This window comes from Streptomyces palmae, assembly GCF_004684805.1.
Lineage (GTDB): Bacteria > Actinomycetota > Actinomycetes > Streptomycetales > Streptomycetaceae > Streptomyces > Streptomyces palmae.
Genome location: NZ_SRID01000195.1, coordinates 1 through 12,605 on the forward strand (window position 1 = coordinate 1; position 12,605 = coordinate 12,605).

General features: G+C 74.5%; 9 protein-coding genes and 1 pseudogene. 6 read left to right on the plus strand and 4 right to left on the minus strand.

The genetic code is table 11. The annotated features are described in order from the left end of the window. Positions 1-409, minus strand: a pseudogene (locus E4099_RS33680) (hypothetical protein); the annotation flags it as partial. Between the two features lie 583 nt (positions 410-992). Between E4099_RS33680 and E4099_RS19710 the strand changes: the two are divergent. Continuing rightward, positions 993-1,991, plus strand: coding sequence for a helix-turn-helix domain-containing protein (locus E4099_RS19710; RefSeq protein ID WP_135340411.1), 999 nt, complete (start codon positions 993-995; stop codon positions 1,989-1,991). Between the two features lie 312 nt (positions 1,992-2,303). Here the strand turns inward: E4099_RS19710 and E4099_RS19715 are convergent, their stop codons facing one another. From E4099_RS19715 to rsgA, 3 genes are all read right to left on the minus strand, one after another. Beyond that, positions 2,304-3,785 carry a dihydrolipoyl dehydrogenase family protein gene (locus tag E4099_RS19715; RefSeq protein ID WP_135340412.1) on the minus strand — a complete coding sequence of 494 codons (1,482 nt, stop codon included), beginning with the start codon at positions 3,783-3,785 and terminating at the stop codon, positions 2,304-2,306. 266 nt (positions 3,786-4,051) lie between these two features. Next, complete coding sequence (locus E4099_RS19720; RefSeq protein WP_135340413.1) at positions 4,052-4,651, minus strand: AAA family ATPase; 600 nt, start codon at positions 4,649-4,651, stop codon at positions 4,052-4,054. 129 nt (positions 4,652-4,780) lie between these two features. Further along, complete coding sequence (gene rsgA, locus E4099_RS19725) at positions 4,781-5,896, minus strand: ribosome small subunit-dependent GTPase A (RefSeq protein ID WP_245245007.1); 1,116 nt, start codon at positions 5,894-5,896, stop codon at positions 4,781-4,783. 563 nt (positions 5,897-6,459) lie between these two features. On the opposite strand from rsgA, the gene E4099_RS19730 reads away from it, so the two are divergent. The 5 genes from E4099_RS19730 to E4099_RS19750 all read left to right on the plus strand — a co-directional run bounded on the left by E4099_RS19730 (position 6,460) and on the right by E4099_RS19750 (position 12,399). Next, a complete protein-coding gene (locus tag E4099_RS19730) occupies positions 6,460-7,971 on the plus strand; it encodes an MFS transporter (protein ID WP_135340415.1) in 1,512 nt (503 codons plus the stop codon). 76 nt (positions 7,972-8,047) lie between these two features. Further along, complete coding sequence (locus tag E4099_RS19735) at positions 8,048-9,562, plus strand: pyridoxal phosphate-dependent decarboxylase family protein (protein ID WP_135340419.1); 1,515 nt, start codon at positions 8,048-8,050, stop codon at positions 9,560-9,562. Between the two features lie 190 nt (positions 9,563-9,752). Further along, entirely contained in the window at positions 9,753-10,592 is an 840-nt protein-coding gene (locus E4099_RS19740) for a CPBP family intramembrane glutamic endopeptidase (RefSeq protein ID WP_135340416.1), read from the plus strand. Then, a complete protein-coding gene (locus tag E4099_RS19745; RefSeq protein WP_135340417.1) occupies positions 10,589-11,743 on the plus strand; it encodes a sensor histidine kinase in 1,155 nt (384 codons plus the stop codon). The genes E4099_RS19740 and E4099_RS19745 overlap by 4 nt, the downstream gene beginning before the upstream one ends. Next, on the plus strand, positions 11,740-12,399 hold the full coding sequence (locus E4099_RS19750) for a response regulator (RefSeq protein WP_135340418.1): 660 nt from the start codon (positions 11,740-11,742) through the stop codon (positions 12,397-12,399). The genes E4099_RS19745 and E4099_RS19750 overlap by 4 nt, the downstream gene beginning before the upstream one ends. The last annotated feature ends 206 nt before the right edge of the window (positions 12,400-12,605 follow it).

The following is a 12,605-nucleotide window of genomic DNA, read 5'->3' on the forward strand; positions in this document are numbered from 1 at the left end:
GCGGGGTGGGTTCCGGTGTCGTGCCGGTCCCCGGTGCGGGTGACGGAACCGTGTCGGTCCACAGGGTGGTCTCCCGCGTCGCGTCGGATTCCGGAGTGGGTTCCGGTGTCGTGTCGGCCGCGTCGTTCCACGGGGCGGGCTCCTGAACCGTGTCGGTCCTCGGAGCGGGCTCCGGCGCCGCATCGATATCCAGCAGGGGCTCGTACACCGCGGGCCAGGGGGCAGCGTCGGCGCTCGGCACAGGGTGGGGCGGCGTATCGGTCCCCGGCGCGGGTTCCGGCGCGGCGTCAGCTCCCGCCACGGGCTCGGGCAGCACCTCGGGCCACCCCGTCGCGTCGACGCTCGGCACGGGCTCGGACTTCACGCGCTCGGGCGCCGCGGGCCACGCGATCGCGTCGGCGCCGAGCACGGGCTCCGGCGCCGCGTCAGCTTCCGCAGCAGGCTTGGGTAGCACCTCGGGCCACCCGATCGTGTCGGGGCTCGGTGCGGGCCCAGGTGGCGCGGGGTCGGACTTCAGGGACTCGGGCGGCGCGGGCCACGGGGCCGCTTCGGCGCTCGGGACGGTGTCCGGTGCCATGGGCTCGGGCGGCGCGGGCTCGGGTACGACGGGCTCTGGCTCCGGCTCGCGTGGTCTGCCCAGGCTCGGCGGACGGGCGGGCGACCGGTGCTCGGAGACCGTCCGGTATCCGCTGTCCAGGGCGGTGCCCCGGCGCGGCGGCGCGGCGTGCGGCGGGCCACCGACCGCGCGTAACGCCGAGTCGAGACGCTCCTCCAGTGAGTCGCCCGTCCGCCCCGGGCCGGTGTCGCCCGTGTCGGCCTCGTACAGCTCGCGCCACCAGTCGTCCTCGCGGCTGGGCCTCTCCCCCTGCTGGCTCATGCCCACATTGTCCACACTCCGGCCGATACGGAAACCGTGCATGTGAGATACCACCCTCCTGCGTTACCCGCCGACCGGTGCGAGGATGAGGCGCCACAGGTGGGAAGGGGTGCGAGTGCTGGGGGCCATTGGTCTGGACGACTTCGAGGAATCGGCGTACCGGGCGCTGGTCGCGCTCGGCTCGGCGGAGGTCGGCATGCTCGCCGACCGGCTCACCTCGCCGGCGGCGGAGACCATGGCGACCCTGCGCCGGCTGGAGCTGCGGGGGCTGGCCGCGCGCTCCCCGGTGCATCCCGGGCACTGGGTGGCGGCCCCACCCGGGGTGGCGTTGGGCGCACTGCTCAGCAGTCGGCGCCAGGAGTTGGAGCGGGCCGAGCGGGCGGCGCTGCTGCTGGACAAGGAGTACCGCGCGGACGGGTCGGCCGAGCACGGCGCGCTGGAGGTGGTCACCGGCGCCGGACCGGTGGCCGAACGCTTCGCCCAACTGCGCTGGGGCGCCGCCGAGGAAGTGTGTGCGCTGGTCGCGGGGGCGGCTCCGGAGCCGTGGCCGGCGGCGGCCGGGGACGTGCTGCACCGCGTCGTGGTCGAGCGGGCGGCACTGGCCGGACCGCTGGGACCGGGCGGACGGGTCCCTGGGCCCGGGGCGAGCCTGCGGGTGGCGGACCGGTTGCCCACGGATGTGGTGATAGCCGACCGTACGCTGGCCATCGTGCCGCTGACCGTACGGGCCGCCGAGCCGGCGGCCCTGGTGGTACACGCCAGCGGCCTCCTGGAGGCGCTGCTGTCGCTGTTCGAGGCGGTGTGGGGCGCGGCCATACCGATACGGCTGAGCGAGGCCGCGCCGTACGGGCCGGCCTGCCCGGCGGACGCCGAGGAGGAAGCGCTGCCTCGGGACGCGGAGTCGCTGGGGCCGGACGCCACGGACCTGGCGATCCTCTCCCTGCTGCTGGCCGGGCTGACCGACGCGAGCACCGCCCGCCAGCTGGACCTGGGGCTGCGGACCGTGCAGCGGCGGGTCAAGCGGCTGATGGAGCTGGTCGGGGTGACCACCCGGCTCCAGCTGGGCTGGCACGCGTACGAACGCGGCTGGGTGTCCCGGAGTCAGGACCTGTAGCGGGACGGGCGCTGACCCGACCGGGCCCCTACGCGAACGGCCCCCGGAACGCCTGACCGCGCGCCTGTGCGCCTGTGCGCCTGCCTGGCTACCCGCCCGCCTGCCTGGAACGCCTGACCGCGCGCCTGTCCACCCCCGACTGCCCGACCGCCTGACTGCTCGGCTATCCACCCCCCGACTGCCCGACTGCCCGACCGCCTGACTGCGCGGCTGCCCGATCGCCTGGCCGCGCGGGTGCCCGGCCGGTCGTCCGCCTGCCCAGGCGTCCGGCCGGGAGCGTCCCCTGTACCCGACCGGGCAGCCGTCGCCCCGTCAGCCGTCCGCCCCCGCGCCTTCGCCGTCGCGGTAGGCCTCCAGCAGCCGCAGCCACACCTCGCTGATCGTCGGGTAGGAGGGCACCGCGTGCCAGAGGCGGGCCAGGGGGACCTCGCCGGCGACCGCGACCGAGGCGGAGTGCAGCAGCTCGCCCACCGCGGGGCCCACGAAGGTGGCGCCGAGGAGGTGGCCGCGGTCCTCGTCGACGACCATGCGGGCGCGGCCGCGGTAGCCGTCGGCGTACAGTCCCGCGCCCGCTACCTGGGCCAGGTCCTTGTCCACCACCCGGATGCGGTGTCCGGCGTCGCGGGCCTGGGCGGCGGTGAGTCCGACCGAGGCGGCCTCGGGATCGGTGAAGACCACCTGCGGTACGGCGGCGTGGTCGGCGGTGGCCGAGTGGGCACCCCAGCGGCCGGTGTCCAGCGGCGGGGTGCCGCGTACCCGGGCGCCGATCGCCGCGCCCGCCACCCGGGCCTGGTACTTGCCCTGATGCGTCATGAGCGCGCGGTGGTTGACGTCCCCCGCGGCGTACAGCCAGCCGTCCGGGACCGCGGTGACCCGGCAGCTGTCGTCCACCTCCAGCCAGCTGCCGGGCTCCAGGCCCACCGTGTCCAGGCCGATGTCCTCGGTGCGCGGGGCCCGGCCGGTGGCGAACAGCACCTCGTCCGCCACCAGTTCGGATCCGTCGTCCAGGCCGAGGGTCACCGGGCCGTCCGGGGCCGGGCGGTGGGCGGCGGTCACCGAGACACCGGTGCGGATCTCCACGCCGGCCTCGGTCAGCGCCTCGGCGACCAGTTCCCCCGCGAACGGCTCCATCCGGGTGAGCAGGCCCTCCTGGCCGCGCACCAGCACCGTGACGGCCGCGCCCAGGGCCTGCCAGACGGTGGCCATCTCCACCGCGACCACCCCGCCGCCGACCACCGCCAGCCGCCGCGGAACCGTCTTGGAGCTGGTCGCCTCGCGGCTGGTCCAGGGGCGTACCTCGGCCACTCCGGGCAGCGGGGGCAGGGCGGCGCGGCTTCCGGTGCACACCGCGACGGCGTGCCGGGCGGTCAGCCGCCGCCGGCCGCCGTCCGGCAACTCCACGGTGACCGCCCGCGGGCCGTCCAGCCGGCCGTGGCCGCGGACCAGGTCGATGCCGACCGACCGCAGCCAGTCCACCTGCCCGTCGTCCTGCCAGTGCGAGGTGAAGGTGTCCCGGCGCTCCAGCACCGCCGGAACCTCCAGCGGGCCGCCGACCCGCTCGCGCAGTCCGGGCAGTCGGCCGGCGTCGGCGCGGCTGATGACCGGGCGCAGCAGGGCCTTGCTGGGCATGCACGCCCAGTAGGAGCACTCGCCGCCCACCAGTTCGCTCTCCACGATCACCGTGGTGAGGCCGGCGGCGCGGGTGCGATCTGCCAGGTTCTCGCCGACCGGGCCCGCGCCCAGGACGATGACGTCGTAGCCGTCGGAGTCGGACCGTTCCGTCGCAGCGCTCATGGCGGCCATCCTCGCTCCAACCCGCGCCCCTGGCCACACGGCGTCCGCCGGCAAGCCCCGGCGGCAGACGTCAGGCGGACGACCACCATCCGTCGAACCCGAACCCGGCCCACGCGTACGACCACACGGCGTCCGCCGGCAGGCCCCCGGCAGCCGGCACCCTGCGGACGACCACTCCCGGTCGAACCCGAACCCCACCCACGCGCCGACCACGCGGACGCCCACCACCACATCCCGGCCACGGCCACCACGCGGGAGGGTCGCCGTCAGCCGAAGCGGATGTGGCGGGCGCTCACCCAGCCGCGGCGCAGGAAGTGGGTGAGCCGCCCGTCGGTCGACGGGGTGGGGACCAGGCCGGCGGTACGGGCGATCTCCTCGGCGATGTCCGGTACGGTCCGGTGGTCGGTGTGCACGTGCTGCCCGAACTCCGGTCGCCGCAGCGCCGCCAGGCAGCGGTCCAGCTGCCGGTGGGCGAAGCTGTCGCCACGCGTCAGCGGCGTCACCCGGCCGCGCAGCCGGCGCAGCACCGTCTCCCGGGAGGCGAGCAGCGCGAAGTGGTGCACCTGGTGCCCGGCCTCGCGCAGCGCGCCCACCGTCTCCTGGAAGTAGGCCGGTTCCACCACCGTCATCGGCACCAGCACCGGACCGGGGTGTGCGCGCAGCACGGTGTCCACGGTCTCGCGCACACCCTGCCGCCACAGCGGCAGATCCTGGAAGTCCCCGCGCAGTGGGCGGGGCAGCATCCGGTGCAGGCCGAAGCCCAGGTGCTCCGGGTCGCACACGAAGCTGCCGGGCAGCCGCCGGTGCAGCTCGTACGCCACCTGGGTCTTGCCTACTCCGAACGGACCGTTGATCCATAGCAGCACGGTCGCAGCATAGGGGATCGCCGGTCGGCGGGCCGGGGCTCCGGCCCGCCGACCGCGTGCGGGCCCCCCTGCCGCACCATGGGTGCCCCGACCGCGTGGGGGGCCCCTGCCGGGGCAGGGGCCCGCCGGCTACCGGGTGGGGCGGCCCTTGCGTTCCAGCATGTGGCGGCCCAGTGCCTGCCGCTGCTTCCAGTCCCGGCGCATCTCGGCGCGGAGCCGGGCGTCGCTGCGGGCGGCCAGGCGCTGGTTCTCGCGCAGCAGCTTGCGGTAGCTGTCCAGCCGGCGCTCGGGCAGCGAGCCGTCGGCGATGGCCGCGAGCACCGCGCAGCCCGGCTCGCTGGTGTGAGCGCAGTCGTGGAAGCGGCAGTCGGCGGCGAGCCGGTCGATCTCCGCGAAGGTCTGGGCGACGCCGCTCTCCGCGTCCCACAGGCCGACGCCGCGCAGCCCCGGGGTGTCGATGAGCACCCCGCCCCAGGGCATCAGCATCAGGTTGCGGGTGGTGGTGGTGTGCCGTCCCTTGCCGTCCACGTCGCGGGCGGCCTGGACGGTCTGGACCTCCTCGCCGAGCAGTTCGTTGGCGAGGGTGGACTTGCCGGCGCCGGACTGGCCGAGCAGCACCGAGGTGCCGCCGGCCAGGACGGCGCTGAGGACGTCCAGTCCCTCGCCGGTCGCCGCGCTCACCGGCAGCACCTGTACGCCGGGGGCGGCGGTCTCGGTGTCGGCGACCAGGTGGGCGAGGGTGACCGGATCGGGCACCAGGTCGGCCTTGGTGAGCACCACCAGGGGCTGGGCGCCGCTCTCCCAGGCCAGGGCGAGGAAGCGCTCCACCCGGCCCAGGTCGAGTTCGACCGCGAGCGAGACCGCGATCACGGCGTGGTCGACGTTGGCGGCCAGGATCTGGCCCTCGGAGCGCTTGGAGGAGGTGGAGCGCACGAAGGCGGTACGGCGCGGCAGCAGCGCGTGGACGTACCCCTCGGCGAGGTCCACGGCGGCCCAGTCGCCGGTGCACATGACGTTGACCGGATCGCCGGTGGCGACCAGCGCGGCGTCGGCCGAGACGGTGCGTACGCCCGGCCCGTCGGGCACCGCCAGATCGCAGCGGCCCCGGTCGACGCGGGTGATGCGCCCGGGGGTGAGCCCCTGCCGGGCGTGGGGGGCGAAGCTCTTCGCGAAGTCCTCGTCCCAGCCGTAGGCGGCGAGCGGGTGCGAGGAAGCCGGAAGAGAAGACGGAACAGAGAGAGTCAAGGGAAACCCTTCGAAGGGCGGCCCCGGCAGCGCACGTTCATCGACGTGCGGAAGAGGAGAGAGGTGTCAGCCGGAGGCCACGGAGGTGAACGGAGCGAACTGCTGGACGCGGGCAAGGCCCATCACGGAGACAGCCATCGGTCACACCTCCAAAATCCTCGATCAATACCGATCCGCACCGATCACCGGTCGCTGCGGAGAGCGATAACGACAATAGATGCGGCGAAGACCCGGCGCCATCGTTTTTTCGGGCCCGGTGTGCGGGGTGACGCCGATCCGACACAGGTGCGGTGGGGCCGCGTGCCGAACCGGCCTGTGGCGGACGGGGAGTCGAGTGCCGTACCGCGTCCGCAGCGTCCTCCCGGGCGACGCGAACCACTGCTGTCGCGGGAGTGCCGCAGCCGCACGACCGTGTGGCATGCTCCCGCCATCCGCGAACCGTCGACCACCGGCGCCGCCGACCGCGGCGGTCCACGAGCCGATGAAGTCTCCGCTCACCGACCGCCCCGTCCCTGCCCGGTCCTCGTCCGCTGCCGGCCCCTACCAGCCCTGGAACGCGACCCATGACCAAGACGACCGCCCGCGATTCCGCTGACGCCCCGTCCGGCAGACCCGCCGGCCCACCGCTTCCCCGCACGGTACGGATCGGGTACGGCCTGGGCTCCTTCGCCACCGGCACCTTCGGCACCGTCCCCGGTCTGATCCTGCTGTACTACCTGACCGACGTGCTGGCCGTGCCGGCGGTGGTGGCCGGTGCCGCCGTCTTCCTGCCCAAGGCGTGGGACGTCCTGGTCAACCCGCTGGTCGGCGCCGCCGCCGACCGCAGCCGGGCGCACGGCGGTTCGCGCCGGCCGTTCCTGCTCGCGGGCGCGGTGACCCTGCCGCCGCTCTTCGCGCTGATCTTCGCCGCTCCTCCGCTGCACGGCACCGCCGCCGCCGTCTACGTGGCCGTGTTCTTCCTGCTGGCGGCCACCGCGTACGCCGTGTTCCAGGTGCCGTACGTGACGATGCCCGCCGAGATGACCGAGGATCCCGTGGAGCGAGGCCGGGTACTGGGCTGGCGGGTCGGTTTCCTCGGTACCGCCATCCTGGTGTCCGGGGCGCTGGCGCCCGCACTCGCGCACCGGAACGGGGACACTCCAGCCGGCTACCGCACCATGGGCGTCGTGATCGGCGCGGTGCTCGGCGCGGGGATGTTCGGCGCCTGGCGCACCACCCGTCACGCGCCGGTGGTGGCCCGCAGTGAGGCGGAGGGATCGCTGCGAGCCCAGCTCACCGCCGGGCGGGAGAACAGGGCGTTCGCCGCGCTGGCCGGGATGTGGGCCGTGCAGGCCCTCGCGGTGGGCGTGATGCTGGCCGGGACCCAGTACTTCGCGACATACACCCTGGGCTCGGCTGGGGCCGTCACCCCCCTGTTCGTCTGCATGATCGGCCCGCTCGTGCTGGTCATGCCGGTGTGGAACCGGCTCGCCCGCGCCCGGGGGACGGCATACGCCCAGGGGTGCGCCTCGCTGCTGTTCACCGGCGCCGCCGCGCTGCTCTTCCTGACCCCGTACACGGCGCCTGCCCTCGGATACGCGGCCGTGGCCCTGGTCGGAGTGGCCTACGCGGGGCTCCAGTTGCTGCCGCTGACCATGCTGGCGGACACCCTGGCCGCGGACACCCGGCGCACCGGGCGCCGGCGGGCCGCCACCTTCACCGGGCTGTGGACCGCGGCCGAGACGCTCGCCATGGCGCTGGGACCGGCCCTGTTCGCGCTGGTCCTGACCGTCACGGGGTTCCGCTCGTCCGACGCCGACGAGCGAGTGGCGCAGCCCTCGGCCGCCCTCACCGGAATCACCGCCGGAATGAGCCTGCTGCCGGCCGTCCTCTCCCTTGCCGCACTCCTCCTCCTCGCCCGCTACCGCCGGGAATCCACCCGTCTCGCGGCGGACGACACCGCCGCGTCCGAGACCGGACACGCCGTGCCCGACACGGTCCCCGTGCGATCCGAGGCCGATCCCACGGCAGCCGAGGGCACCCCGATACCGCCCGAGCCCGCCCGTACCCAGGAAGAGAGCCGTCGTGCCGACTGAATCCAGCCAAGCCGCCACCTCCGCCGAGTCCGCGAGCACTTCCGCGTCCGGCGCCATCGAGCCCTCCCCGGCCTCCATGACCACGGCCGGCCCCGCACTCCCCTCGGCCGGCCGCCCCACCGGCGAGTTGCTGGCCGCGCTGCGTGAGCTGCGCGCCGCCGACGCCCCGACCCGTGGCGGCCGGACCTTCGCCTACGTCTACGATCCCGGCCTGCCCGAGGTGGACGGACTGGCCGCCGCCGCGTACCGGGAGTTCGCGACCGTCAACGGGCTCGACCCGACCGTCTTCCCCAGCGTGGCCCGGCTGGAGAACGACGTGGTCGGCGCGGTGGCGGCGGTGCTCGGCGCGCCCGGGGCCCAGGGCACGTTCACCAGCGGCGGCACCGAGTCGATCCTGCTGGCCGTGAAGACCGCCCGCGATCACGCTCGCGCCGAACGCGGCGTCACGCAACCCCAGTTGGTGCTGCCGTCCACCGCCCACGCCGCCTTCCACAAGGCGGCCCACTACCTGGGCCTTGAGCCGGTGGTGGTACCGGTCGACCCGGTGACGTTCCAGGCGGTGGCCTCCGATGTCGCGGCCGCGATCACCGACCGGACCGCCCTGGTCGTCGCGTCGGCGCCGTCCTACGCCCATGGCGTCCTCGACCCGGTCGCCGAGATCGCGGCGGCCGCCGCCGAACGGGGTGTGCTCTGCCATGTCGACGCCTGCATCGGCGGCTGGTTCCTGCCGTTCCTGTCCCGCGCCGGGCGTGAGGTGGAACCGTTCGGCCTGACGGTGCGGGGGGTCACGTCCCTCTCGGTGGACCTGCACAAGTACGGCTACGCCGACAAGGGTGCCTCCGTGGTCCTGTACCGGGACGCGGAGCTGCGGCGCCATCAGTACTTCGCGCACGCCGGCTGGCCCGGCTACCCGGTGGTGAACCCGACGGCGCAGGGCACCAAGTCGGGCGGGCTGCTGGCCCAGGCGTGGGCGGTGCTGCGCCACCTCGGCGAGGACGGGTACACCGAGCTGGCGCGGCAGGTCGCCCTCGCCGCCGCCGAGTTGCTGCCCGGTCTGCGCGCGACCGCGGGGATACGGGTGCTGGGCGAACCGGCGGGCAGCCTGGTCGCCTTCACGGTGACCGGGTCCGGCGGCGATCCCGACCTGAGTCTGGTGCTGCACGTCGCCGACGAGATGCGGGAGCGCGGCTGGTACCTCCAGCCCCAGCTCTCCTTCGGCGGCCTCCCGCCCAACCTGCACCTCACGCTCACCCCGGCGACCGTCGACCGGGTCGGGGCGCTGCTCGCCGACCTCGCCGACTCCCTCGCCTCGGCGCGGGCGCTGGAACCGGTCGTGGTGGACCCGGGGTTGGCCGAACTGGCCGCCGGCCTCGACCCCGACGCCCTCACCCCGGACGAGGTGGCGGGCTTCCTGTCCTTCGCCGGACTGGGCAGCGGAGGAGGCGCACAGGACCGGCGCGACGGACAGGACGGGCGGGGACACGGGCTGCCGACCCGGATGGCGCCGGTGCTCGCCCTGCTGGACGCGCTGCCGCCGCGCCTGAAGGAGCGGCTCCTCGCGGAGTTCATCGGCTCCGTGTTCCGCGTCTGAGCGACAGCGCCGCCCGAGTCACCGCACCGTGCCGGGTCGCTGGACTCCGCACCGCCACAGGCTCCGATGCCCGTCCCCCGTGCGAGCTACGCGGAGGTGTCCACCAGGGGGTGACGACGCGGGGACCGCCGGATTCATAGCGTCGAGGCACATCGCGGCGCTCCGGCCGCGGACTGGTGAAGGGGGATGCGTGAGACTGGTGTGGCAGCTGTCGGCCGTCGCGGTGGTCGCCATGGTCGGCGGTCAGGCGGTCGCCGCGGTGCAGGAGGGCAATCCGTGGCTCACCCTGGCCCTGGGCACGGTGACATCGGTGCTCGCGGTGCTGGCCTACGGATGGGTGGTGCGGCGGACCGAGCGCCGGGCCGTCACGGAACTGGACCGGAAGGGCGCCGCGGCGGGGCTCGGCCTGGGGACGCTGCTGGGCCTCGCACTGTTCGGTTCCGTCGTCGCGAACCTCGCCTTCCTCGGGTACTTCCAGGTCACCGGCCGGAGTTCGGCGTCGGGAGCGGCGGGCCTGCTCGGGTTCATGGCGGCCGCCGCCGTGACGGAGGAACTCCTCTTCCGCGGCGTGCTGTTCCGGGTCGTCGAGGAGCGCACGGGTACCTGGTGGGCGATGGCGCTGTCCGGTGTGCTGTTCGGCGCGTATCACCTGTCCAACCCGGACGCGAGCCTGTACGGCGCCGTCGCCGTCGCCATCGAGGCCGGCGGCATGCTGACCGCCGCGTACATCGCCACCCGCAAGCTGTGGGTGCCGATCGGCCTGCACTTCGGCTGGAACTTCGCGGGAGCCGGCATCTTCAGCACCGAGGTCTCCGGGAACGGGTCCACCCACGGTCTGCTGGACTCCGTCACGACGGGTCCGGCGCTGGCCACCGGCGGTGACTTCGGCCCGGAGGGAAGCCCGTACGCGCTGGTGATGTGCGTGCTGGCGGCGATCGTGTTCCTCCTGGTGGCCCGCAGGCGCGGCTGTCTGGTGCCCAGCCGGGGACATGCGGAGCGGGTGCCCGCCGTCGCTACACTCCCCCGGTGATCGATCTTCGGCGGGTCCCGGACCGTTGGCGGACGTTGGACGTCACGGTTCGGGACCTCCCGCTCGCACTGCTGCTCTTCGCCCCGTCGTTCGTGCCGGCCCTGCACAACGCGGGGACCCAGCTGGGCGGCCTGCCCTCCCGCCCCCTCGACATGTGGGCCTTGGTGGCGACGGCCCTGGAAGGCCTCTCGCTCACCCTGCGCCGCCGGGCCCCGGCCACCTGTGTCGCCCTGGTCTCGCTCGGCTTCGCCCTCGACCAGCTCCGCGCCTACCATTCGTTCGCCGGTACGGCGCTGCCCATCGCGCTGCTGAGCGCGGGCTCGCACCTGGAACGGCGCCGGCGCCCCACCGCACTCGCCCTCTCCGTGGCGTACGTGCTGCTCGCACTCGCGCTCCACAGGCTCGGCGGGACCGAGACGGTGGAGGAGTTCGCGGTGTTCTACCTCGCGACGGCCCTCGCGTGGGGTGTGGGTGTGCGGCTGCGCTCGACGCGCGCCATGGAGGCCGAACGCCGCCGCCGCGTCGCCGAGGACACCCTGGCCGCCGAGCGCGCCCGGATCGCCCGCGAGCTGCACGACGTGGTGACCCACCATGTGACGGCGATGGTCGTGCAGAGCGAGGCGGCACGCTATCTGACCGCCGCCCCCGAACGCCTCGACGCGACCCTGACCGCCGTGTCCGACACCGGCCGACGGGCCATCGCCGACCTGCGGCACCTGCTGGACCTGCTCAACCCCGACCAGGGCACCGGGGACAGGACAGCGCCGGTCGGTGAGCTCCGCACGCTCGTGGAGCAGACCCGCACGGCCGGACAGCCGGTGGAGTTCACCGAGAAGGGCACCCCGGCCACGTCGACCGGCAGCGCCGACCTCGTGGCCTACCGGGTCGTGCAGGAGGCCCTCACGAACGCCCTCAAGTACGCCCGCGGCAGCCGGACGTCGGTTCACGTGCACTACGGAGTGAAGGAGATCACCGTGGAGGTCGTCACGGACGGGACCGGCTCGGCGGCCGCGTCCCCCGGCGGGAGCGGACGGGGCCTGAACGGTCTGCGTCAGCGGGTCGACGTCCTGGGCGGCGCCTTCAGCGCGGGCCCGCGTACCGGGGGCGGCTTCGGCGTGCAGGCCCGCATACCCACCGGGAGCCCGTCGTGACCGAGCCGATCCGGGTCCTGGTCTGCGACGACCAGGTACTGGTCCGCACCGGCCTGGTGACGATCATCGACGCGCAACCCGACCTCGAGGTGGCCGGAGAGTGCGGGGACGGGCGGACCGCGGTCGACCTGGCCGGCCGGCTGAGGCCGGACGTGGTGGTGATGGACATCCGCATGCCGCTGCTCGACGGCATCGAGGCCACCCGCCTGCTCGCCGGCGACGGAGTGCCGCATCCCGTCAAGGTGCTCGTGGTGACCACGTTCAACCTGGACGAGTACGTGTACGAGGCGCTGCGCGCCGGGGCGAGCGGGTTCCTCCTCAAGGACGCACCGCCCGCCCAGCTGCTGCACGGGATCCGAACCGTGGCCACGGGCGCGGCGCTGCTGGATCCCGAGGTGACGCGCCAGCTCGTGGGCAGGTACGCGGCCCGGATCCGGCCCACCGGGGGCACCCCGCAGGAGACCCCGCTGACCCCCCGCGAGCTGGAGGTACTGCGCCTCGTCGCGAACGGCCTGTCCAACAGCGAGATCGCCGCGACCCTGGTGATCAGCCCCGAGACCGTCAAGACCTTCGTGTCGCGCATCCTCACCAAACTCCAGCTCCGCGACCGCGTCCAGGCAGTGGTCTTCGCCTACCGCCACGGCCTGGTGACCTGAGGGCCCCGCGCGAACGACCGGGCCTCCACGCCCCCGACCGGATCAGCCGCGGGCCGACGGCCCACCGGAGCGGCGAGGGCGGCCCGCGTCGCCGTTCCCTAGCGGGGCGGCGCCGGGGGGTGCCAAGGGTTGTCACCCGCGTCCCTGGGGGCACCCCCACCCGGCGGGCGGCCGTGGGCCGGCTGCGGCTCGGGGGCGGGCGGCTC